This is a genomic window from Brevibacillus sp. HB2.2 (assembly GCF_013284275.1).
Classification (GTDB): domain Bacteria; phylum Bacillota; class Bacilli; order Brevibacillales; family Brevibacillaceae; genus Brevibacillus; species Brevibacillus brevis_D.
The window spans coordinates 78,502-103,062 of sequence record NZ_JABSUV010000007.1 but is presented as its reverse complement, the minus strand read 5'-3'; the positions used below and the strand labels follow the sequence as shown (position 1 = coordinate 103,062).

General features: G+C 47.0%; 19 protein-coding genes. 16 read left to right on the top strand and 3 right to left on the bottom strand.

Features of this window, described 5'->3' with window-relative positions; genetic code table 11:
* Positions 1-27 precede the first annotated feature (27 nt).
* On the bottom strand, positions 28-1,041 hold the full coding sequence (locus HP401_RS06985) for a hypothetical protein (protein ID WP_173604541.1): 1,014 nt from the start codon (positions 1,039-1,041) through the stop codon (positions 28-30).
* Positions 1,042-1,180: 139 nt separating this feature from the next.
* On the opposite strand from HP401_RS06985, the gene HP401_RS06980 reads away from it, so the two are divergent.
* From HP401_RS06980 to HP401_RS06960, 5 genes are all read left to right on the top strand, one after another.
* Positions 1,181-1,804 carry a YhbD family protein gene (locus HP401_RS06980; protein WP_173604540.1) on the top strand — a complete coding sequence of 208 codons (624 nt, stop codon included), beginning with the start codon at positions 1,181-1,183 and terminating at the stop codon, positions 1,802-1,804.
* Between the two features lie 14 nt (positions 1,805-1,818).
* Positions 1,819-2,547 (top strand): bactofilin family protein, encoded by a 729-nt coding sequence (locus HP401_RS06975; protein WP_173604539.1) that lies wholly within the window; start codon positions 1,819-1,821, stop codon positions 2,545-2,547.
* A 127-nt stretch (positions 2,548-2,674) separates the two neighbouring features.
* Positions 2,675-3,301 (top strand): TetR/AcrR family transcriptional regulator, encoded by a 627-nt coding sequence (locus tag HP401_RS06970; RefSeq protein ID WP_015893691.1) that lies wholly within the window; start codon positions 2,675-2,677, stop codon positions 3,299-3,301.
* 31 nt (positions 3,302-3,332) lie between these two features.
* The gene (locus HP401_RS06965) at positions 3,333-4,565 is read left to right on the top strand and encodes an efflux RND transporter periplasmic adaptor subunit (RefSeq protein WP_173604538.1); all 1,233 of its coding nucleotides are present in this window, start codon (positions 3,333-3,335) and stop codon (positions 4,563-4,565) included.
* The gene (locus HP401_RS06960) at positions 4,562-7,672 is read left to right on the top strand and encodes an efflux RND transporter permease subunit (RefSeq protein WP_173604537.1); all 3,111 of its coding nucleotides are present in this window, start codon (positions 4,562-4,564) and stop codon (positions 7,670-7,672) included. The genes HP401_RS06965 and HP401_RS06960 overlap by 4 nt, the downstream gene beginning before the upstream one ends.
* 58 nt (positions 7,673-7,730) lie before the next feature.
* Here the strand turns inward: HP401_RS06960 and HP401_RS06955 are convergent, their stop codons facing one another.
* Positions 7,731-8,582 (bottom strand): CPBP family intramembrane glutamic endopeptidase, encoded by an 852-nt coding sequence (locus tag HP401_RS06955; protein WP_173604536.1) that lies wholly within the window; start codon positions 8,580-8,582, stop codon positions 7,731-7,733.
* Positions 8,583-8,782: 200 nt separating this feature from the next.
* Between HP401_RS06955 and HP401_RS06950 the strand changes: the two genes are divergently transcribed.
* From HP401_RS06950 to HP401_RS06910, 9 genes are all read left to right on the top strand, one after another.
* Positions 8,783-10,078 (top strand): HD domain-containing protein, encoded by a 1,296-nt coding sequence (locus tag HP401_RS06950; RefSeq protein ID WP_015893687.1) that lies wholly within the window; start codon positions 8,783-8,785, stop codon positions 10,076-10,078.
* Entirely contained in the window at positions 10,071-10,601 is a 531-nt protein-coding gene (locus tag HP401_RS06945) for a YwgA family protein (RefSeq protein ID WP_007724796.1), read from the top strand. Before HP401_RS06950 ends, HP401_RS06945 begins: the two co-directional genes overlap by 8 nt.
* 185 nt (positions 10,602-10,786) lie before the next feature.
* Positions 10,787-11,182 (top strand): thioredoxin family protein, encoded by a 396-nt coding sequence (locus HP401_RS06940; protein WP_064200503.1) that lies wholly within the window; start codon positions 10,787-10,789, stop codon positions 11,180-11,182.
* 36 nt (positions 11,183-11,218) lie between these two features.
* Entirely contained in the window at positions 11,219-12,118 is a 900-nt protein-coding gene (locus HP401_RS06935; protein WP_173604535.1) for an S-layer homology domain-containing protein, read from the top strand.
* 42 nt (positions 12,119-12,160) lie between these two features.
* A complete protein-coding gene (locus HP401_RS06930) occupies positions 12,161-16,108 on the top strand; it encodes an ABC transporter permease (protein WP_309145113.1) in 3,948 nt (1,315 codons plus the stop codon).
* A gap of 66 nt (positions 16,109-16,174) precedes the next feature.
* Positions 16,175-18,967 (top strand): lipase/acyltransferase domain-containing protein, encoded by a 2,793-nt coding sequence (locus HP401_RS06925; RefSeq protein WP_173604533.1) that lies wholly within the window; start codon positions 16,175-16,177, stop codon positions 18,965-18,967.
* Between the two features lie 26 nt (positions 18,968-18,993).
* Complete coding sequence (locus tag HP401_RS06920) at positions 18,994-19,326, top strand: hypothetical protein (RefSeq protein WP_173604532.1); 333 nt, start codon at positions 18,994-18,996, stop codon at positions 19,324-19,326.
* 83 nt (positions 19,327-19,409) lie between these two features.
* Positions 19,410-19,907 carry a YwhD family protein gene (locus tag HP401_RS06915; protein WP_015893679.1) on the top strand — a complete coding sequence of 166 codons (498 nt, stop codon included), beginning with the start codon at positions 19,410-19,412 and terminating at the stop codon, positions 19,905-19,907.
* A 239-nt stretch (positions 19,908-20,146) separates the two neighbouring features.
* A complete protein-coding gene (locus tag HP401_RS06910; RefSeq protein WP_015893678.1) occupies positions 20,147-20,404 on the top strand; it encodes a hypothetical protein in 258 nt (85 codons plus the stop codon).
* A gap of 49 nt (positions 20,405-20,453) precedes the next feature.
* Here HP401_RS06910 and HP401_RS06905 read toward each other — a convergent pair whose 3' ends face one another.
* A complete protein-coding gene (locus HP401_RS06905; protein ID WP_173604531.1) occupies positions 20,454-22,505 on the bottom strand; it encodes a transglycosylase domain-containing protein in 2,052 nt (683 codons plus the stop codon).
* A 196-nt stretch (positions 22,506-22,701) separates the two neighbouring features.
* Here HP401_RS06905 and speE point away from each other — a divergent pair, with 196 nt between their 5' ends.
* Complete coding sequence (speE, locus tag HP401_RS06900; RefSeq protein WP_026134007.1) at positions 22,702-23,535, top strand: polyamine aminopropyltransferase; 834 nt, start codon at positions 22,702-22,704, stop codon at positions 23,533-23,535.
* Between the two features lie 19 nt (positions 23,536-23,554).
* Positions 23,555-24,424 (top strand): agmatinase, encoded by an 870-nt coding sequence (gene speB / locus HP401_RS06895; RefSeq protein ID WP_017252411.1) that lies wholly within the window; start codon positions 23,555-23,557, stop codon positions 24,422-24,424.
* The last annotated feature ends 137 nt before the right edge of the window (positions 24,425-24,561 follow it).

Below are 24,561 nucleotides of genomic sequence, written 5' to 3'. Positions count from 1 at the left end.
ATTGTGCCCCCGATATTTAGAGCATCCCTAGTTGATCAAGCCGTTTTCAGGCGAAACGACGAAATCATGGAAGACTCCTTTGTGGTTGAGCGATGCCGTAACAGTCGGTTTCCCCTTTTTCGTAAACGTATATACGTTATATTTGGACGAAACATTGTATCCGGTCAGATCGAGGTTAAAAACCTTTTTCATCATCGGGTTGGCAGCAGCAATCGCCTTTTCTTTTGTAAAGAATGGTTTGGCAAACACCTTGGGAATATCTTCGTCTGCGGTATAGTTCTCATTTATGAACTCGCTGATCAGGGTAGCTGCCACCACTTTCCCTGTTTTCGCCCCTATGACGATACTGTATTTCCCTTTGGTATCCATGAAAGCCCATACTTGATCCAAGCGTTCTTTCGATTCTTTCACCAGTGTTACCTCAGGGAGCAGCGCCGATGCTTTATCGTTGGAAAGAGACTTCAGCGCCTTTTGGGCTGTATCGATCACTTTGGGGTTTATTTGCTCGTTTGTATAATGCAATTTCGCAGCATTGACCTTCCCGGTGGCAGCGTCAATGCTGACCGATGCATGTTGCCCTTTGAACAGCCAAATGTTTTGCTTTTCCCAGTTGATCCGTTCTACCCTATCAATCGTAAAGGCATGCTGATTATCCATTCCTTTTAACGTGCTCGTAACAGTATTCTGCAAATCAGCTGCCACTTCGCTAAGTTTTAATTTTACGTTTACAGATACAACCTTTCCCTCCTGCTTGGTAACGAGCACCTCACCTCTGTTGTTTTTTGCCGTAATCACCCAGGAATTTGCCGTTTCTCCCCTGATCTCGTCCAGTTCGATCGGCACATTACCTGCCTGATTTTGCATCGCTTGTCTAGCCGTCTCTACGACATTTTTGTCAAGCTGGGCGAGGGTCATCATTTCTGGCTTTACTGCTGGCGTCTGACCAGCTGCGTATGCTGGTGTCTGTGTGTTTGTAAACGGAGATGCTGCGGATAACAGCAAGGCAATCATACTTGTCACAGCTAGTGCTTGTTTTTTCATATGTCCTTCTTCCTTTCTGCATTCAAATCATTTATTTGATCCAGCTGATGGGATTTTGTGACAATCAATCGAGTGTCAAACAATCTGTAGTTGAATAACGTAACAGTGTTATGTTACATTGTTTTCGGAGGTGCTTCACTTGGACACAAATGTAATCTCGAAGAAGGACCTGCTGGAGCTTACCGGCATTTCGTACGGACAATTGTACCGTTGGAAACGAAAGAACTTGATTCCAGAGGAGTGGTTCATTCGTCGAGCCACTTTTACAGGGCAAGAAACCTTTTTCCCACGGGAACAGATTTTGGCTCGAATCGACAAGATCCTGAACATGAAAGACGACCTGTCGCTGGATGAATTGGCGGACATGTTTTCACCAAGTATGAGTGGAACCTCGTTGACAGCAGAGGAATTATTGGCACGAAACATTGTTTCGACTACTTCTTTAGAAGTGTTTAACGTTTTTCTCGGGAGCTTACGGACCTTTACCTTCCAGCAGGCATTATACGCCTATGTGTTAGAAAAGCTTTTGGCCGCAGGAGACTTGAGTGTCGATGAAGGCGGCGGATTGTTGCAGGTACTGGCTAGCCACTATCCCAAATTCGAAGGGAAGCCTTGTGAGCTGATCTTTATGCGCAAGATGGGGATTTCCACGTTCGTGTTGGTGTCTAGCTCTACCGAAATGTTTTTTGATAGCGGTGTAAAGGTAGTGAAGCGGCTCGATCTAGCCAATTGCATCGAAGAATTAAAAGGAAAATATTTATAGGGGGAGACCGTACCATGCAGAACGAGAATAAGAACAAGCTAGATTTGATCTTTCATGGGGCAGTGAATGCTACGGGTGGCGTATACAACAAAGTAGATGTGCAAGGTTACGGCAAGATTAATGGCGACGTAGAGTGCGAGTCGCTTCATTGTGCGGGACATGTCAGTATCACGGGAGATCTCATTGGCTCTTCGGCAAGAGTAGAAGGCAACGCGTCGATTAAAGGCAAAGTGAAGATGGATACATTGTCTGTATACGGTCAGCTTGATGTTGCGGACGATTTGAACTTTACGAGTCTAAAAGTCGGTGGCAATGTCAAGGTACAGGGCAATATGGCAGGAGAGGATGTAAAGGTTCACGGATCATTGAAAACAGCAGGGGATTGCGAAGCAGAAGTGTTCCGGGCAAACGGTGCGTTTAGTATCGGAGGACTGCTGAATGCGGGGCGAATCGAGGTCATACTGCATGGTAGCTGCGAGGCAAAAGAAATAGGCGGAGAGCACATCGAGGTGCGCCGAACAGGCAATAGCACGTTGGGCAAGCTGTTGAAGCATTTTCTCAATAATACCTTGACTGTAGAGACGATTGAAGGAGACGAAATCTACCTGGAAAACACAAAGGCCAAGGTCGTTCGCGGCAACAAGGTCGAGATTGGGCCAGACTGCGAAATTGACCTTGTTGAATACAGCACAGAATGCAAGCAAGACCAAAGCTCCCAGGTTAAGACGCTGACACAACGATAAGGGTGGCAAGGAAAAATTAACAATTCAAACTGCATGCAAGTATTTACATGCATGCAGTCTCTTTATATAATGGGTTTGGAAAAAAATGAAAATGCAAGTAATTGCTTGCTTGGTACGGAGGTGCGTCATGGATCACCCAGATATAGAACAGAAACTGGGGGGGAGAGGCGAAGAGGAACAGGAAACCCGTGAGCGAATTTTATCGGCCGCACGTCAGCTAATGGCACAAAAGGGATACAAGGGAGCGACTACACGCAAGATTTCTGAGCTTGCTGGGGTGAATGAGGTGACGGTATTTCGTCATTTCAAGAACAAGGTAGGCATCCTGACTGAACTCCTGAAAGAAATCATGGATGTCCGAGAGCAGCTGGAGCAAGGGTTACAAGGCGAGTTTGCTGATCTCAAGGAAATGCTGGTTAGCTACGCACGTACGTATTACGGCTTATTAGTCGAGCGCAAAGAAATTTTCATGATCTGCATGATTGAAGCGGATAATCACCCAGAAGTCGTGCAGATGTTCAGCAGCCTGCCGATGACCGCAGTCGAGGTATTGTCCAACAAGCTTCTAGTGTTTCAGGAGCAAGGTCATTTGCCAAAGGCTGTTCCGTTCACGGCAGCTCTTATGTTCGTCTCCACTTTCTTCTATGCCTTCATGGCGAAGTATCGGGTTAATCTCGATCTCGAAATGGTAGAAGAAGAGCTTTTTGAAAATGCTTCTGAAATCTTGCTACAAGGCATCAGAGGACTCAAATAAACAGCATAGCTACATAGGGGCGGAGGAAGTCATGAAGAGAAGATGGCTTGTATCTGTAATGATGATCGGACTATTGGCAACGACGGCTTGCAGCGAGCAACAGCCTGCTTCGGCACCTCAGAAGGAATTGAAGCATGTCGTCATTGCACCAGTAAAGAAGGAGCAGGCTGTTACCGTCACGGAGTTGTCTGGTACGCTGGCTCCTTTGGAGGAAGCACTCGTTTCTTTTGAAGTAGGCGGTCGTATTGTGGAGATGAACCGAAAAGAAGGAGACACGGTCAAAGCGGGCGATGTGCTTGCCCGAGTGAATGCCACAGATTACTCGCTCCAGGTCGCTTCGTCCAGCGCTGCCGTGCAGCAGAGTGCAGCAAATCTTAGCAAGGTAAACAATGGCGCGAGAGAGCAAGAAGTGACACAGGCGCGTTTGCTTGTGGAGAAGGCAACAGTAGGACTGCAAAAAATGCAGGATGATTTCAATCGGATTGAAAAGCTCTACCAGCAAAACGCCATTTCCAAAAGCGAGTATGAAAGTGCACAAAATGGACTGACGATTGCGCAAAAGGATTTGCAAAACGCACAGCAGTCTTATTCCCTGATTACTCAAGGAGCTCGTTCGGAAGACAAACAGTTGACACAGGCTGTCTACAATCAGACGGTTATCGCCAAAGAAGTGGCAGCCAATACACTTGCCAAAACGCAGCTTCGTTCGCCGATTAACGGGACGATCATTGCCAAGCTCTCGTCTGCGGGCAACTTGGTTGGTTCAGGTACCCCTGTCTATCAAGTCGGCAACATCGATACATTAAAAGTCGTATTGCCCGTTCCTGACCGTGAGATTTCTGCATGGAAAGTAGGCGAGGCGATTTCCTTAGACCTGTATGGTCAAAAACGGGATGGCAAAGTGACCAAAATATTTCCCGCCACGAACCAAAATACCGGAACGATTGGCGTAGAGGTTCAAATCGCCAACCAAGCTCGTGACTGGTTTGCTGGTCAGGTGGTGAAAGCGACCAAAACGGTAACGGGGCAGGAAGGTGTCTACGTACCGGTAGAAGCAGTCATCAGTAGAGGCAAAGATGACGCGCATGTCTTCGTCAATGCAGGCGGGAAGGCTGTCAAAACAAGCGTAGCCATCGGGCAGATTGTAAGTGACAAGCTCGAGATCAAGAACGGACTAAAAGAAGGAGACCAACTGATCGTCAAAGGGGTGGACCGTTTGTTTGACGGTGACTCAATCGAGGCGGCAGGAGGTACACAGCCGTGATCAAGTACATCGTACAAAAGCGCAAAATCACGCTCCTGTTTTTCAGCATGATTGTACTTGTAGGCTCCCTCAGCTTTTTTCAACTGCCTAAGCAAGAGATGCCGGATATTATCGTGAACATGGCGACGATCACGACGGTTTATCCGGGAGCTTCGCCGGAAAAGGTCGAGCAGGCTGTTACGAAAAAGCTGGAAGAAAAAATCAACGAATTGCAAGGACTTAACTATATATCATCCTCATCTTCCCTCGGAGTCTCTTTTATCATGGTGGAAGCGAAGAGTGACGTAGACCCGAAGCAAAAATGGGATGAATTGCGGAAGAAGGTAAAGGACGCAGAGGCTGATTTGCCAGCAGATGCGAAACAACCGATCATCAATGATGATTTGAACCGTACGTTTGTCCAATCGTTTGCGGTCACCGCTGACTCACGCGAGGAATTGTACAGCATGCGTACCATGCTGAAATCGTGGAAGGAACAGCTGCGCACCATTCCAAACGTAGCGGATGTACTGGTGGAAGGTCTACCGGAGCAGGAAGTCCACATCGAGGTTGATACGCAAAAGCTGAGCCAATACGGGATCACGTGGAGTCAGGTGATGATGGCTGTCAAAAAGGAAAATGAAAAAATCCCGCTTGGCGACCTGACCACAGAAAAACGGACCTATCAGCTCAAGCTGGCGGAAAATACAGATGTCGAAGAACTGAACAAAGTCATTATCTCCCGTTCAAAAGAGGGCTTCCCGATCTATCTAAAGGACATCGGATCGGTCAAAATGTCGACGGAGACGGTGAAAACAACTTCGTATTTCAATGGGAAGCCTTCAATCACGATCAGCGTTAATGCAGAGACGGGAAGCGATGTACCGTCCTTGCAAAAGCGCGTAGACGAGATGATGGTGACTCTGGATAAAACACTTCCGGCAGGGGCCGAGAGACACTCGATTTATAGTCAGAATGAACGTGTGGATGAGCTTTTTAGCGACCTGACTCGGGAAATGATGATTGCCATTGTCGCAGTTTTGGTGGTGTGTGCGCTCGGATTAAACCTGATCACATCGTTGGTAGTAGCGATGGCGATTCCGATTTCCTTGGCTGTGGGGCTTATGTTCCTGCCATCTATGGGTATTTCACTCAACATGATCTCGATTGTTTCCTTGATCATTGTGCTCGGGATCTTGGTCGATGACGCCGTAGTGGTCAATGACAATATCGAGCGGCGACTGTCTGTCCTGGGTGAAAAACCGATGGCTGCGGCGGTTAATGGCGCCAAGGAAGTATCGATTTCGATTACGACCGCTACGCTGGCTACGATTGCGTCATTTGCTCCTTTGATGTTTCTTAGTGGAAACGTCGGGCAGTTCATTCGTCCGGTTCCCGTCATTATTTCGATGACGATGCTGGCGTCAATGGTCATGTCACTGACGATCATCCCGATCTTTCGCCAATGGTATGAGCAACGTAGAAAGACTGGCGTAGAAGGGTATCGCAAGCCCGCTGGACTTTTGGGAAAACAATTGTTGCAGCTGACCAAGTGGTATGCGAGCAAGGTCATGCCGAAAATTTTGAAGCGACCACTTTTGGCAGGAATGATTGGCGTTTTGATCGGAACGGCAGCATATGGATTGATACCGCTCACTCCGGTGGAATTGTTCCCGAACGATGATCGCCCGCAGTTCCTCATCGATATCCGTCTCCCCGTGGGCAACAGTCTGGAAGAAACAGATCGGGTGGTGCGCGGGACGGCAGATTGGGTGTTGAAGCAGCCTGGCATTGAGGCGGTATCTGCATACGCGGGAGGCAGTGCACCGAAAATGTTCGGTGGAGATACAGCTGCTGGAAGCGGCATTACCGTCGGACAGCTAGTGGTTCGTTATAATGAAAAAGAGACCCATCTCGAGAACATGCTGGAGCCGTGGACGGAGGAATTCAAAAAACTGTATCCGGAAGCGAGTATCTTGACGAAGCAGCTGGAGGCAGGTCCTCCGGTTGGAAAACCAGTCGTGATTCGTTTTTACGGAGAGGATATTGAGACGCTGCGCTCTCTTTCTGCACAAGCAAAAGAAAAGGTTGCCGGATTAGAGGGCACGTACAATGTGCAAGACGATTTCGGGGTAGAACGCTACACCTTGGAATTTGTCGTGAACAAAGAGCTGATGGAGCAAAAGCTCGTCAACTATACGGACTTGTCCACGACATTACGTCTGGTGAGCGAAGGCATCACCGTCAGCGAGTTTGATACAGGCTCAGACCTGATCGATATGAAGCTGTTCTTGCAAAAAGGCGAGGAAGACCCTGCATTGCTGTTCCAGCGGCTCAGCATCGCCAATGCACGTGGAGAGCTGATCCCGTTATCACAGCTGGCGGAGGTAAAACCGACTTTCAGTACACAGACGATCCCGCATCGCGATTTGTCGCGGAGCGTGACAGTTACCAGTGATCTGAAAGGGAGAACGGCGACAGAAGTAATGACTGAGATCAAGCCGATGCTCGATAGTATGTCCTTGCCTGAAGGATACCGCTATGAGATTGGCGGCGAGACTTCCGAGCAAACTGATATTTTTATCGACATGGGCAAACTCTCGATTCTTGTTGTTTTCCTGATCTTGATTTTGATCGCGATGCAATTCTATTCCTTGACGATCCCTGTACTGGTTACAAGTACGATTTATCTCGCTGTTTCGGGGAGCTTGATCGGCTTGTTCGTGACCCAGACACCACTTGGCTTTATGACAATGATGGGGATTATTGCGTTGGCGGGCATCGTGGTGCGTAACGGGATCGTTTTGATCGAGTTCATCGAGGAAGCACGTCATACAGGCATGGAGCTGAAGCAGGCAGTTATTTCCGCATGTGAGGCACGACTGCGGCCTATTCTATTGACCTCGCTTACAGCGATTGCTGGTATGATGCCGTTAGCTATTTCTGGTGACGTTTTGTTCAAACCACTTGCGGTCACCATTATTTTTGGCTTGGCATTCTCGACACTTTTGACCTTGATCGTTGTGCCGTCCTTCTATACCGTTCTAACGCAGCACAAGATCAAAAAGCTGGCGAAAAAAGCCGCGAAGCGCCCGGATTTATATGGGCCTGAGGCAGAGACTCTATAATGCAGGCAACAGCGGCAAACTCTCCGATTCATTTCTTTCGGGAGTTTGTCGCTGTTTTTTAGTAAGATTTTCTTGCTTTTCGCCAGCCGATTATCAACAGAGCAAGAACCAGTATGAGAAAACCAAGTACACATAAAGCCCAGATTGACTGTAGCAGCATGCTTTGGTTGACCAGCCAGGGAATCTCCTCCAGAGGCATGTTTTTCATTTTGGGGAGAGAAGGGATGATCATCGCGTCCGCATAAATGTGCAGGATGATCGGAGCTAGCAATCCCCAGCGAAGTGCTGCCCATGCCCACAAAACACCAATGAGAAACGATTCAAAAAGAATTCCTAGACCATGCCCAGGTACGTGATAGTAGGCGAAAATCATGGAAGGAATGAGTAGATACATCCACCTCGCACCAGTGGGCATGTCTGTGCTCCTTCGATAGATGAGTGTTAGCAAAAGAAACGGGATGCCGCGAAAGACAAGCTCCTCCCACAAAGGATTATGCCAAGTGGCAAACACAAGCAGATTTGCTTTGCCAGCGAGTGACTGTGCACCGATTGGCTGCGTGGTAGACCATCCGCTAATCGCCTGAAAGGCAGCTCCAGCCGCTTTTGCCAATAAGAGCCCGACAAGGATGAACAGAAATGCTTGCCCCAACTTTTTCCCCCGTACAAGCCATAAGATGCCGCCAGCGTAAATCAGCGAGATCACACCAAAAATAAGCCAGCCAGGAAGTGGGACAGCGACCTTCCAGTCGGTTTTCGGCCAGAAGAGTAGAGAAACGGAAACAGTTTGTCCGAAAAAACCTGAGGAGAGAAATTGCCCCCAGGAGGCGAGCAGGGGCAGGAAGAGCATAATTATCAAGAGAAGGAGTAAAAGTGGGTTTTTGGTTACATATCGAAATGTAATTGTCCACATTTGAATAAACCTCTCATTCCAACCATTTTTTCCTATATTATCCTACATGCCTTTTACTCGGTCTAGATGGAAATAGCATTCTTCAGATTTTTGTAAGAGTTTGTTTAAGCAAGAAAAGGTATCAGACGTATGATATGATAGAATCAAAATTCACTGTCAGTAATAGATAGAAAAAGCAGTACAGGAAGGGAGTGTCCAGGATGCAACAGCCCCAGCTTCTTCATGAAGAAAAGGTATTCAAAGACCCTGTCCACCGCTACGTCCACGTGCGGGACAAATTCATTTGGGATTTGATCAACTCGGCAGAATTCCAACGTTTGCGCAGAGTCAGGCAACTGGGCACCAGCTTTTTTACGTTTCACGGTGGAGAGCATAGCCGCTTTAACCACTCGCTTGGCGTGTATGAACTGATGCGCAGAATTTTGGAGACGTTCGAAGGCCGTATTCAGTTGACCTACGAGGAAAAGCTGCTGTGTCTATGTGCGGCTTTGCTCCACGATGTGGGCCACGGTCCGTTTTCCCATTCGTTTGAAAAGGTGTTCAAGTATCACCACGAGGATTGGACGCGCGCCATTTTGCTTGGAGATACGCAAATCAACCGAATTCTTCGTCGGTTTGATGATAGCTTCCCGAAGAAATTGGCAGAAGTGATTAATAAGACATACGACAATAAACTGATCGTAAGTCTCATCTCCAGCCAGCTCGATGCCGATCGGATGGATTACTTGCTGCGTGATGCCTACTATACGGGCGTCAATTACGGCAATTTCGAGATTGAGCGAATCTTGCGTGTCATGCGGCCGCAGGAGGATGGCATTGTCTTTAAATTCAGCGGGATGCATGCTGTCGAAGACTACATCATGTCTCGCTATCAAATGTACTGGCAGGTCTATTTCCATCCCGTGACGCGAAGTGCCGAAGTCATCTTGTGCAAAATTTTTCAACGGGCGAAGCTCTTGTTCTCCCAAGGCTATCCGTTCATGCAGGAGCCTGTTATGCTGCTGCCTTTCTTGCAGGAAAAAGTAGAGCTGGCTGACTATTTGGCGCTTGATGAGTCGATCATTCTTTTCTATATGCAGCTCTGGCGCAGAGAGCAGGACCCAGTGTTGAAAGATTTGTGCGCTCGTTTTTTGGACAGGAATCTCTTTAAATACGTCGAATATAATCCGAGGGATTTCCGCTTGCTGTCTGAGTTGAAAGAACTATTTCAATCTGCCGGAATTGATCCGATGTATTATTTGGAGGTAGACACGACCTCTGATCTTCCGTATGATTTTTACCGTGCCGGAGAAGAAGAGGAGCGCATTCCGATTATGCTCCAAATGCCTTCAGGCGAACTTGTCGAGCTGTCACAGAAGTCAGAAATTGTACAGGCCATTAGCGGAAAGCGGCGTTTTGATTACAAGCTGTACTTTCCATTGGATAAAGTCATGGCTTTGCCGGGGGATCTCTCCCGTAAGATTCGAGAACGTCTGGGAGTGATGGAGGATGCTTAATCGTCACGCCAAGATCATACGCCTGATTGAGATAGTCGGCGAAGTGAGCGGGCGAAAAAAATTACAAAAGATGGTGTACATAGGAAAACATCTGGAGATGGATTTCGATGAGCGCTACGAGTTTCACATGTACGGTCCATATTCGGAAGAGCTGACGCTCAGAGTAGATGAGCTGTGCAACATGGGGCTTCTGGATGAGCAAATGGAGAGTAAAGGTGCCATTCATATGTATCGTTACTCTTTGAACGAAACCGGTCATGATTTTCTCAAGTTTCATGAGGTTGACTTCGGTAGTGGAGAACGTGCGATTTTGCGTATGAACGAGGAGAATTCCCGTTTCCTCGAGCTGGTTTCTACGATTCTGTATTTCAACCACTTGCCCTATGAGGAAATGAAGGGCAAAATCTTTACGTTTAAGAGCAAGCAGCGCTACACCGAAGAAGAGATTCAAAAAGGGCAGGCGTTTATTGAAGAACTGCGTGCGCTGATGAAGGAAGACGGCGGCAGTTCACTTATGCAATAGGAAACATCATACGAGGAAAAGCACGGCGTACGAACTTGCAAGAGTTGTGGTACGTCTTTTTTTTTATACATGTTAGCCAGTCCAATGGGGCTGGCTTTTTTTGTCTCAGCTCGGAGCTGCATAATACGGGCATCGTTCTTTGACAAGTGCATAGGTTATGAAACATTTTGATTCGCGAAAGGGAGATGGACGTGAGTAGAAGCAAACAATGGTGGCTGTGGATCGTGCTCGGTGTTGTTATGCTTGCCGTCGGTATAAGTGCGTGGTGGGGTACAGCCAGTGCACAAGAAGAAGTAAGGGTGGTGTACGTCTATAGTGATAGCTGCGGATATTGTACGGAGTTCGGCCCGACATTTGAGAAAGTCGTGAAGGAGTATCCACCTGAAATGATCCAACGACTGGATATCCATGAGCAGAAAGAGCTAGATGAAGCGTCGCGCCTCGGGGCAGAGGCAACCCCCACTGTTTTTGTCGTCGAACAAGGTAAGGTGATCGACAAGCTGGAAGGGGCGGTGCCCGAGAATACGTTGCGAAGCTTTTTGCAAAGGAACCTAAATCAGACTCTTTCTAAAAATGGATAATATAGGTAAAATATCCGGTAAAGAGGGGGTCATTCCATGAACAAACGTGCAATCATGTCATACCTACTAGCAGCTGTTTTCGCAGTGGCAGGGCTTACTGGAGTAGCTAATAGTCAAACCGTACAGGCTGCTGCGTCAGCGAAGGATTACGCTTCACATACAGCAAGGGCAGCCATTGATTTCGGTGTACAGAAGAAATATTTATGGCTGGATAGCAAGGGGAACTTTTATCCGAATAACCAAATCACGCAAGGGCAGTTTATCGCGAGTTTAGTAGCGATTCGCGGATTGAAGGAGGTAGACCCCGTTCCGGAGCTCCCAGCAGGGCATTGGGCGAAGGTGAGCTATGAGCAGGCGCAGAAGGCGGGGATTTTGGCGGGGGTGAAGGTAGAGCCGAACAGGCTGTTGACGAAGGAAGAAACGGCAGCGCTGGTGTATGCAGCGTGGAAGCCGATTCGGGGTGAAAAGAATCCGAATTTAACCAATACTGGGGCGCTTATCACATGGGGATGGATGAAGCCAGCACCTAGTGGTCAGCCCAAATTTCGTGAGGATTTGCCTGTGACGCGAGGGGAAGCGGCGGAAATTTTGCGTTATTTGTGGAAGGATAAATGGCAGCTTGAGCAAGGGGCTAAATATGCGGATGAGTTTCATAAGAGCTTGAAGGTTGTGAATGGGAAGATTAGTGGGAAGGTGCCTAAGGGTGATGGTGATTTTATGATAAGGGCGATGTTTATCACAAATCAAAATGGGAGAGAAGGGTTCTTAAATAATGAAACGTTTAACATATCATTAAATAATATCAGTTCTTTAGCATTTACTATCATCAACAAAGATGACTCTACTGATGCAGGAATTTATCTGTATACGAAGTTACCAAAATTAGAAAGATCCACGAACAACCAAAGATTTCATACGCCGAGAGGTACAAATTAAATGGGAAAGATTTGGACTAAACACAGGAGATTATTATTTTCTGTGCTTTCTTTTATCCTTTTGTATGGGGTGTCTACTATTCATCCCAAATATGTAGAGGCTGCTCCAAACTTGCACGGCATTGTTGTAGCTACTGTTGATTCAAATAAAGAACTTGCACCAAAGAATAAATATGATATTCTATCGATCACAGATATTGTGGGTAGGCTCGGTGCTACTATTTCTCAAATTGAAGTAGATGGAATGACTGAAACAACTAGAGTATTAGGCTTTGCAGATACTGATAAAAAAGCTGATAGAGGATGGTACTTCGTTGATGACAGTGAGGCTCCAAACTGGATTAAACGACTTGGAGGTAATCCATCTTTTATCCTTGGTGGAACTGCCAATGTGTATAGTAAGACTGTCTCTAGTAACGAGGTGCCAAATTTCGTACCCTACCAAGCCTACAACCTCGCAGAACTAGCCTCCGCCTCAGGCGGCGCAGGCTACACCAAAGGAGACAACCTCGTCCCAGACGGCAAAGGCGGATACGTCTCAGTAGGCCACTTCCGAACCACCCCACAACCCAGCGGCAGCATAACCACCAACAAAACAAAATACAACCTCAACGAAACAGTTGAGATCCATGCAAATGCCACGGACTTTTCTTACTATGACCGCGGCATTTTTGTATGGTCTTTAAGCGTGATCAACAAGACAACAGGACGTGGATACAAGAGCATCTTGTCTAATCAAAAATTCAACGATCCAAGCACGGTCGTTCCCAAGGTAAACGAGACAAGCAGTCCCCCGGGCTACAAGTGGACCTTTAAAAATACCGACTATAAGCCTACTGGGCCAGGCCTGTATGAAGTATCGCTAACCATCACTGACCTGCATCAAAGAAGCCGCCAAGGATCAAGCAGCATAAGCGTTTCGACACCTTACACAGCACAATTCACAGTGGGTGATGTAACCCCACCGGAAAAGCCTGATCCCGAAAAGCCTGACCCAGGTCCAGCATGTTCAATCGGATCAACAAAAACCAAACTGAACATTCAAGTCGTTGGCGACAAGGATATTAAAGACCACAATGCTGTTGCCAGCGGCGGCTCAGATATTACTGTCGAAAAAAATGCAGATATCACTCTCTCTGCCAATAAACCAGGAAAATACACGATGAATGGTTATGACATGAAGCCTGGAGCGAATGGGAATCGGAAGGTCGCGACAGGTAGAGTGGGTAGCTCTGGACGGGTAAAAATCGTCTACACCAGTGATGATGGAACAGAGTGCTGGGAGAAATATTTGAGAGTGGAGTCGCCAGATGGTGAAGACGCATGCCCCATCGTTACGCTGTCGGCATCTGCAGTAAGAAACGGTCAAACCATTGAGATTATGCCGTTCGATACGCTTACGTTCCGGGCCAAATACACAACCAAATACGGAGATAGCTCGGAGGCATCGCTCAAGTGGGATGTATCCCTTCCAAACGGAAAAACCTATACCTTGCCAGTCAAGGAAAATGACAATGGCAGATGGGGACCCTATGATTCCTCCAGTCTAAAGCTTCCGTTCGGAAATGTTTATAACCCGTACTATTTTCCATTCGAGCGAGGAAAAACGTACAAACTAAAGCTAAACCTCGATGGGACAAAGTGGGGGGAGCGACCTAAATGTAATTGGGAAATAACGATTGTGGTAAAAGATGCTTCCTGCTCGATCGCTGATCAAAAAAAGGTTTCATTTTTAGTACATAGCGAGCCACCTCTGCCATTTTCTCCTGAAGGTGAAGGCATGAATGGATCGGTCAGCTCAGGATTTACATTGAAAGACCCCGTATACATCAAGTATTTTACGAAGGCTGGAGATCAATACGATACTAATCTATCGTTTTCCTCAAAGGTATCTGGTACTTGGTATTGGAAGACCCCCGAAGGAAAAACAGCGTTAACCGACAAGCTTGCAGCGGACGAGCTATTCAGGCTCATGTTGCCGGCAAGCGTAGATGTTGGCGATGAAATCGTACTGCTTTTCGAGTCCGAGACGGGCTGTACGGGTGAGGTGCGATTCACCATTGAATCTGACCAAAAATGCTGGGATATTCTCGCGTCAGTAGAAATCGATCGAAACAACCAAAAGTGGAGCAAGGTTATTCAACGTGGTGAAACCATTGAAATGGCAGCAGATGAGATTCCAGACAAGTATCGGTTTCGGATGTTTTTGTCGGATGATAGTCACTTTTCGATGAGATGGTTTGATCCTGCGTCTGGCTCCTGGGAAAGAAAGAGAAACGGAAAGGCACTCGATAGCTCAAATACCTCCACAAATAGCCACTGGGTGTATTTCCCGAGAGACGAAAATGGTCTTCTTTTAGAAGGACTGTACAAGGTGCAATTTTATTCGACCCAGAGTGACGGCTGTGACGGTCATTTTCTTGTGCAAATCGGCAAAGGTGTTCCAAAACCGGATGGAGAGAATTTACTGATTGTGAAATCGAGCTTTCAAATTGATCCGAAGAGCCCTCAAGCGGCAGGAACGGATGCGACGATTACATTCAACGTGAAGAATGCCGGGAAATTAACGCATGATACGAAATTGGCTGTTCGTTGGGCGAGCTCAGAAAAGGAAACTCGCTTGGACGTGAATGAATTCAAGCCGGGTGAGGTCCGTAAGATCACGGTTCCGACGAAGTATCCGCAAAAATCCGAGGATTTTATTGCCCATATCAACCCTGGGAAATCTATGCCGGAAAACGAGACAATCTGGACAGACAATCGTGCGACTTGGCCAGTAAAGATTGTCGGTGGAGAAGTTCCGGAGTCGCCTGGTGGTGGAGGCGATTTTGATGGCGGTGAAATTGGTTTAGAGATTTATGACAGTGATCGTCGACAGCTACAAAAACTGCCGCTACATGCAGATGGCGTGTGGGAACGTGAGCCTGCTACGATTCGCGTGGTCATTGATCAGTCGAAAATAAACGAAGGCTTCCAAAAAACAGAACAGGAGATCAATCAGAAAATCACGCAATTTAAAGCGCAATTGGAGAGTTCAGTTAGCGGGGAAACGATCAAAAACGTAACTGTCACTGCGAATCCGGGGTGGATTTCAGATGCCAAGAGCATGGCGGTTTATACGCCACCACAGCTTGATCTGAAGCTGACAGGCCCGGGATCGCCGATGCAATGGCAGGTAAGCAGTGCATCTACAGGCTCAGAGGTCGTGTACACAGGAACCACGGTCCCAACACAGACGACTTGGCGCCAAGTACTCCAATCGCAAAAGTATAAGGCTGAAATCAACGGCTTTGTCATCGTGATGGATTATCAGGTCGATTTTGAACTATCCTACGAGAGTTGCGCTATGAACGACGAAGATGAAGAGGTGTGTGAGCCTCGGAACCTCTCCAAAACGATGGCAGGACGCTATACTATTACGGTAAAAGGGGGAGAGCGCTCCTTTGAAGTCTTTGAGCCGAATGCAACAGGCTCGATTCGCCATACGGCCGAATGGGAAGCGTATCATACCAGAGACCGGTATCCAAACAGCCAGCCAAATGATTACTACGCGGGAGAGCGCATCTTGACACAAGTGGAGCTACAGGCTCGACACCGCCATCCCGTGAGTAATCAGTTTCCTGTCGTGACAGCTGCGCGAGCATGGATTTCAGAAACAGGCTTACGCCAAACGCCGTTACAGTCGTTGCTAGCCCTGCAACAAGCGACTCCTCAGCTTTGGAGAGGCCCTTCCTATTCCGCTTCCAAGCTAGGAGCTCGTGAAGTGGGTGTAGATACGCCTTTGATGGGGGATAAACAGCATGGCTTCCAAAAGGATGCGAGTTACGCAGTCTATTACTCTGTTTCCTTTCGTTTTGACGTGAACAAGGGCTTCCCTTATCAAAATAAAGCTTCTGGGCAAGGGCACGAAATAAAAGATTATGCGCTACCCTTCCGCATCATTGCAAATGCATGGGAACGACAAGGAATCCGCAACCATACGACGCAGTAAAAATATTTGCACCCCCTCTCTGTCTTTTTTTACTGTAAAGCTAGAAAAAGGATGAGGGGGATTTTTGTGGGAATAATCACGCGGCGCTTGCTTTGTGTGCTTCTCCTATTCGCTTTATGCTTGGGAAATACAGTGGAACAGGGCTGGGCAAAAGAACGGGAGATATTCGTAGAGGAGGCGTGGGCATGGATCGACGAGGGAGAGGTGCGTTTTCAGGCACAATTATCAGGTACTCCGGATAAAGTCGAGCTGTCTGTCAGTCAGGGCAGCGTCAGTAAAATCCGTTCTTTTCACGAGGAGTCTCAGATTTCCCTCGCTATCATGCCTATGGATGATAGCCCTATCCAGATAACGATGTCCATAGATGATGCGGAAGGGCCGTTACGTAGTTGGGAGTTATCGTTACCTGAACACATAGAGCAGACGGTAGAAAAAATAAAAATCAAAAAGGCGCCTTGGGATGAAATGGCTGCCGATCAGGAAGAGCCGTTAACGTTGGTCGAACGAGAGAGCGAAGACAAAAACGAGGCCCCGCCAGAAGAGGCAGAACACAAACAGGAGCAGGAGCAGGATGCCTCCGATAAAGAGCTTTCGCGGCTAGCAGAGGAATTTTATGCGCATTTTTCAAGCGAGAATAAGCCAGGAGAAGCAGAACTGCGAAATAGAGAAGTTCGCTTTGAGGTAGAACCGAATGATACCTTGGGCAGCAAATCGGACTGGCTATTTGATGGAAAGGACAGCCATGGAAAGATTAGCAGCAAAGATGATGTGGATTTTTGGAAAATCAGAGGAACAACAAATGGACAGATGAATATTTCCCTCACAGATATTCCGGCAAACGAAGACTACGATTTGTATGTGTATGATGAGGGAGAAAGGGAGCTTGCCCGTTCGGAGCAGCATGGAAATGAGTCTGAGCGAATCGAGGGACTGGCACTGGAAAGAGACAAATGGTACTACATCAAGGTCGTTGGAAAGCAGGGCTCGTTTTCGAAAGATTACTACTACCGCTTGCGAGCTGATTTTTCCGCGGATCATGGAGGGGGCAAGGCAGATGGATACGAGCCGAATGACACAATGGAAGCGGCATACAAGCTGGATGCATATAACCGAAATATCGTAGGAAATCTTCATTCAAAGACGGATGTAGATCTTTACAGCTTATCCTTTCCGCTCTCCTCTACTGTAGAGGTCTCTCTCAAGGATATCCCTACTGGAATGGATATGGACGTATTTCTGCTCGACGAGGCTGGGAAAGTCGTCGCTAGTTCCGAGAAAGCGAAGAATTCGGATGAACATATTATCTTCAATGCCTATCCTGGCACCTACATAGTCAAGGTCATAGCCAGCAAACGCTCGGGTTTTACCGCTAACTCGTACAGTCTTTATATAGGAGACAGGACGATTCCGGTTATCTTAATCCCGGGAGTGGGTGGATCGCGACTCGAAGTAGAGCAGAATGGAAAGAGATCGGAAATATGGTTGGGACTTGGCGATAGTCTCATTGGTATTAATGATCCTAAACACCGCCGGCTACTCTCCTTGGAGCCGATCAAGCCAAATAGTATAGATGTACAGCCAGTCGCCCGTGATGCGACGATTCACCCGGAAAAAGATGATTTTTACGCCATCGAATATCTTTCCTATGCACCGTTTTTAAAAGAACTTACTGAACAGTATTACAGCATGGTAAAGGAACTGGAGAAAGCGGGATACAAAAAGCACCGCACCTTATTTGCACTACCGTACGATTGGCGGTACAGCAGCACCAAAAATGCCAAGCTTCTAAAAGAGAAAATCGATGCTGCACTGAAGGCAAGTGGGGCAAATCAGGTGCATTTGGTGGCACATAGCATGGGAGGGCTCTTGGTAAAAGAAACACTTCTATCTAATGTGTCCTACCAGCGCAAAGTGAATCGTGTCGTGTACATGGGCACACCCTTCCTTGGCTCTCCACGGGCATATCAGGCTCTTAAGCACGGATACAATTTTTCGATCCCTTGGCTGGATGAGGAAACGGGGAAAGTGATTTCCTCTTATGCACCTGCCGTTTACGAGCTGCTACCCTCTAAAAAGTACTTTGAAACGGTTGGCTTCCTCAAAAGGAGTAACATTCAGTACTACACCTATGATGATTTTTTAAAGGACAAAAATATTCGCCTCGACTATGCGCCGCTCGTCAGACATGGCGGCCAGATGCATGAAAAGTGGGATAACAAAACGATCAATGTTCCACAGTATTCCATCGTGGGTACCGGCCAAGTAACACTGCTCGGTTACTTTTATGATTCTTTTTATAACGAATGGTCCCCGATTCTCGATCCTGGCGTTGGGGACGGTACCGTTCCGTATATGAGTGCCAATTACGCCCAGAAGGATATGAAAAGACGATACTACGTGAAAGGCGAACACGCCAAGCTGCCGACCATACCAGAGGTCATCGACCAAGTAACGCGATTGCTACAGGGAGATGACGAATTACAACCAGGGTTACGCAATGCTCCGGATCAAAATGCGGACTACCTGTATTACATCATTGCACAAGATGACAAAAGCTTTCCTGAAGTGACGATACACAAGTCCGGACAGACCTTTATGCTCGACGCCAATAAAAAAGAAGTACGAGAAGACCTGTCTATTGAATATCACGATCGTATCGTTGTTATCCATGTTCGAGATGGTGAAGACTTGGAGTTCCAGCCGCCTGTAGCAGTAGAGGGAGCGGAGCCAGCGCGCTTTCTGATCAAACGCTTCTCATCAGATGATTCGGAGCGTTACAAAGAAACAGGCAGACGTTACGTGCTTGATGAGCGTGGACTGGCTGAGGTAGAGGAAACTACGGATTCCAATGATGTGTAATCATCAAAAGCAAAGGGTGTAAGACAATGGATGATAATTGGATTGTCTGGTTCATACTCGGGCCTTTCGTATTCTCATTGATGTTTGCGGGGCCTTTGATTGGTTTGCTCATCGGTGCTTTCATTCGCTTCACGCTAGGCTTTCGAGGCTGGTTTATCTTTCTAAGTGTTCTTTGTATCAGCTTTGTGTACTACCTGTTTATTGTTCCCTCTGACACGATGCTAGGCGAACTGTTAGTCATGAAGGTTGCCATGGCCGTCCATACAGCGATCGTAACGATCCTGATCATGTGGGGCATTGAAAAAATCATCCAGCTCATAATCAAAAAACGAAACACCCAAAAGCCCATGGATAAATAACTGGGCACATAGGCAAATTGCGTCATCGTACGTTTTTCGAGTAGAATAAAAGGAAGGAGAATGATTGTCTGGAGGTTATTCAAATGGATATTTTTGATAATAAAAAAGGCGGCTTTACCATCATGAGTGGAAAAACCGATGTACACGGCGGTTTTGGTCAAGGTGTGCTCGACCTGAATGCTGTGTCCTCGGTCATTATCGATGGGGACGAAGCGTACATTGACATGGGTGCCTTACATGCCAAAAGTTCTGTAGAAAAGGGCATCAAATGGACGACAAATAAAGAAGAAGTACCAAATGGAAAGCCTTATTGGCTCGTTTGGGTAACAGTCGATCGCAATGAAGCCGGTCCTTACTATGCAGGGGCGACTGCGTGCTACATGGAAATCGATCGGGAAGCGCGTAGGGGCTACAAAATTTTGGCGGATCACGTGAATCGCATGGATTACTCCATGAAGAGACGTATTATGCTGACCGATCTATCCGAGAAGGAAAAAGCTGCTCTGAAAAAGCTTTTGATTGAAAATAACGAGGCTATGTATGAGAATTCTACCGAGGAATTAAAGCAAAATTTGTCCTAAAGTTGGAAATCGTGAACGGTCTGTGAACAAATCGTGAAATCAATTGTTCACACAATTGAAGTCAGGTAAACTTATTTCCATATTGTGTTACATGTACACTTGGTCAACAAACAGGGAGAGAGCCGTCACTCTTTCCCTGTTTGTCTTATATAATTGTCAGCGTTCATCATAGTTTTTGGGAAATCGCGGAACACTAATGGGGATTGAACCAAACTGTTTGACGGAAGGGGCGGTACCCATTGGAAGAAGATCTCCGTGGTAATGAACAATCGCATGATCATTTTGTGAGGCACGGTGGCGTCCATTTCCGCACACATGTGACTCCGACCGAGATAAACAATTTTGTACGCAAGCTCCCTGCTGGAAAAAGGGACAGCTTGTTTGAAGTACTGGAACAGCTTGATCATGCCGGTCTGATTACGATCGTCAACGACCATGTTTTTGCCGATGGAGATGGAGTCGTAGGCGGCGGAGACAATCAGAGCACGCTAGGTTAATAGGCATACAAAAAGGACGTACTCGATTAAGAGAAACGTCCTTTTTTCTTTAGTGATCTGGTTTCCACCAACTGCCCATGCGCTGCCAAAAGGTCGAAGAATCCGGCGGCTTTAAAGGTGTTGGTGTCTCGTTTTTTGGGATGTGATTCATGCAATAATCTTGAGGCTCTGTTCCGCTGGCGAAATAAAAGAGCTGTGGATTCGGACAATGCTCGGTCGCCAGTTTTCCAGAAGCGGGATCGATATAGACAGAAACAACACCAGCTGGCATGTCAAAGAGGGCAGGGGGCTGACCTTTGAGCGCACTTTCCATGAACTGGGCCCAGATTTTTTTGGACAGATAGCCTTCCTTTACATCATCGACTTTTTGATTTTTGTCGTAACCTACCCATACGGTCGAAACCAGCTGCGGAGTGAATCCGCTCAGCCAAGCGTCATAATCCGTTGATCCTGTTTTCCCTGCTACCGGTCGGTTCATCTCACCAGCTACGCGATATCCCGTACCGCCTTGTTCAAATACACTTTGCATCATATTGACTAAAAGAGCAGATGCGACAGGATCGGCTACCTGCGTTTTCTCTGGTTTTTCTTCAACCAAAAGGTTGCCCTCGCTGTCCTCGATGGAAGTGATCGCAATGGGCTTCACTGCTTGTCCCTTGTTGACGATTGCTGCATAAGCTGCGTTTAACTCTAAGGGAGAGACAGGTGAAGTTCCCAGTGCGAGAGAGGGAACTGCTTGCATCGAGCTGGTAATACCTAATTGCTTTGCCTGATCAACCACTTTTTGCGGCCCGAGAAAATCAATGGTCTTGACGGCATAAATATTGTCGGAGGTTTTGATTGCTTCACGCATGTTGATCAGTGCGTTTGGATATTTTCCACCAAAATTCCCGGGAATGTACTGCTTATTGTTATCGTAGGTAAAAACGGTCGGTTCGCTTTTCATCAACGTGAGCGGTGTATAGCCGTTTTGCAAGGCTGACAAATACATGATCGGCTTGAAGGAGGAACCGGGCTGGCGCTTGCTAAGCACGCGATTGAACTGACTCACCTTGTAGTCACGTCCACCTACCATCGCTTTGATATAGCCGGTAGCAGGGTCCATGGCGACGAGGGCTACCTGCAAATTCGGATTATTCTTCGGTAAGACGGAGGCAACAATATCCTCGGCCTTTTTTTGTACAACTGGATCAAGGGTCGTGTGGATTTTGAGACCGCCATGAATAAATTTTTCTTCGTCAATGCCATATTTGTTTTTTACCAAAGTAGCGATGTAATCGCGGAAATAAGGAGCTGGCTCGGTTACCTTATCGTTTGCTCGCTGCTTCAGCTTGATTGGTTCCGCGTAGGCTTGCTCTGCTTCCTTCGATGTCAGTAGATTGTCGCGCTCCATCGCATCCAAAATGAGCTTTTGTCTGGCTTTGGCGCGTTCCAAATCGACAAAAGGTGAATAATAAGTAGGACCCTTAGGGATACCTGCGAGCATGGCGCTCTCTGCAACCGTCAAATCTTTGGCGTCCTTGCCGAAATAGGTTTGGGCAGCAGCTTGTACGCCATAGGCTGAATGACCGTAATAAATCTGATTCACGTACATTTCTAATATTTCATCCTTGCTGTAATTCAGTTCAAGCTGAATCGCAAGCAGGGCTTCCTTGATTTTTCGCTCCCATGTCTTGTCCAAACTGAGGTACAGATTTCTCGCCAATTGTTGGGTGATGGTACTGGCACCTTGACGCATGTCCATGTTAACGACATCGACATAAGCAGCCATGGCTAATCGTTTCCAATCAAAACCGAAATGCTCGCGGAACGAACGATCCTCGATAGCAATGGTCGCATCAAGCAATGCTGGTGAAATCTCTGCAAGCGGCACAGAAATCCGGTTCTCGCCACGGTGCATCGTATCCAAAACCTCTCCATTGGAAGCGTAAATCGTCGTGGTTTGCTTTACAAATGTTTCCGGGAGTGGTTGTGAGCGTAAGTACAAAATGAGCAGCAAGATGGCAAAAGAGAAACATAATAGGCTGAGAATGGTAAATTTTACGAATTTCTTAGCCCAACGCAAATAGCGCAGCAATGGGGCTTCGCGAATGACTTCCATGTGTGCCTCTCCTCCTTTCTGCGGTTGAATAAATAAAATAGGACATACTACGTTACTAGTAGTATGTGTCGCTCGCAAGCTGGTTAAACTTTCCTTGCTAGAAAAATATCTTGCAATTTGGAAGACAGCTACTATAATTTTCTTGTTATATTGTATTTTCATGCGGTTAATTGAAGGAGGTTACATAGCCATGAACATGGAATTGTGGTACACCGAAAAACAGACGGAAAATCACGGGATAACAACGAAAATTACAGAGACCCTATACAGTGAGAAATCCGAGTTTCAACAAATCGACGTAATTCATACGAAGCAGTTTGGTCGCATGTTAGTGCTCGACGGCATGGTTATGACTACCGATGTCGATGAGTTTGTCTACCATGAAATGATTTCTCATATCGCGCTGAATACGCATCCAAACCCGAAAAAGGTTCTGGTTGTAGGCGGCGGCGATGGCGGTGCTATTCGTGAAATCGTAAAGCACGCGTCTGTAGAAAAAGCAGTTCTGGCTGAAATCGACGGTGGCGTCATTGAGTCTTGCAAAAAATATTTCCCTGAGATTGCGAGTGCATTGACAGGTAATCCGCGTGTAGATGTACAAGTCATCGATGGTATTAAACATATTCATGACCACAAAGGTGAGTACGATGTGATCATGGTCGACTCTACAGAGCCAGTAGGACCTGCTGTAGGTCTGTTCGAAAAAGGTTTCTACCAAGGCATCCACGATGCTTTGAAACCAGACGGTATCATGGTTGCTCAAACGGAATCTCCTTGGTTCAACCGTGAACTGATCAAGCGTGTGTTCAAAGACCTGAAATCGATCTTCCCGGTTACTCGTCTCTACACTTGCAGCATCCCTACTTATCCATCCGGACTGTGGAGCTTCACCATCGCTTCCAAGCAACATGATCCGTTGGAAGTAGACCCAGCGAAAATCAAAGATCTGGGCACCAAATACTACAATGCGGAAGTTCACCACGCTGCTTTCAAACTGCCTAACTTTGTGGCTGAGCTGACCCGCGACTAATCGGGGGAGAACTACACCTATGCGTTTTGACGAAGCATACTCTGGAAATGTCTTTATCCGTAGTCACGGGAATTACGAAGAAAGCCAAGCGGTTATTTACGGGATGCCGATGGACTGGACAGTGAGCTTCCGTCCGGGCTCTCGTTTTGGCCCTGCCCGTATTCGTGAGGTTTCTATCGGACTGGAAGAGTACAGCCCGTACTTGGACAGGCTGTTGGAAGACATCAAATACTTTGATGCAGGCGATATTCCACTTCCTTTTGGAAACGTGGAAGGTAGTCTGGACGCGATCCGTACATTCGTGGCAAAAGTATTGGCAGATGGCAAATTCCCATTGGGTCTTGGCGGAGAGCACTTGGTTTCCTGGCCAGTATTCCAAGCGGTTTATGAAAAGTACAAGGACATGGTCGTATTCCACTTTGACGCGCATACAGACCTGCGTGACAACTACGAGGGATACGAATACTCCCACTCCACCCCGATCAAAAAGGTATGCAACCTGATCGGTGGTAAAAATGTATACTCTTTCGGAATCCGTAGCGGGATGAAGGACGAGTTTGAGTGGGCAAAAGAAAACATGCACCTGTACAAATACGATGTACTGGAGCCAGTGAAGCAAGTGCTGCCTACCATCGGCAACCGTCCGATCTACCTGTCGATCGACATCGATGTATTGGACCCTGCGCACGCTCCAGGAACAGGTACTACAGAAGCAGGTGGCATCACGTCTCGTGAGCTGCTCGATACCATTCACTTCATGGCAAACAACGGTGCGAATGTCATCGGTTGTGACCTGGTGGAGGTTGCTCCTGTGTATGACCACAGTGAAATGACGCAAATCGCGGCGTCCAAAATCGTTCGCGAGCTGCTCTTGAGCTTTGTAAAATAAGATATCTGTGTAAATAAGCCTCCGGTTTTGAAAAAGAACCGGGGGCTTTTCCTATTGGTGAGAGAGATTGAACTAAATTAATAAACATTTTAGTTTACAAAGTATAAAATAGTCAGTACAATCATAATAGTGAGATG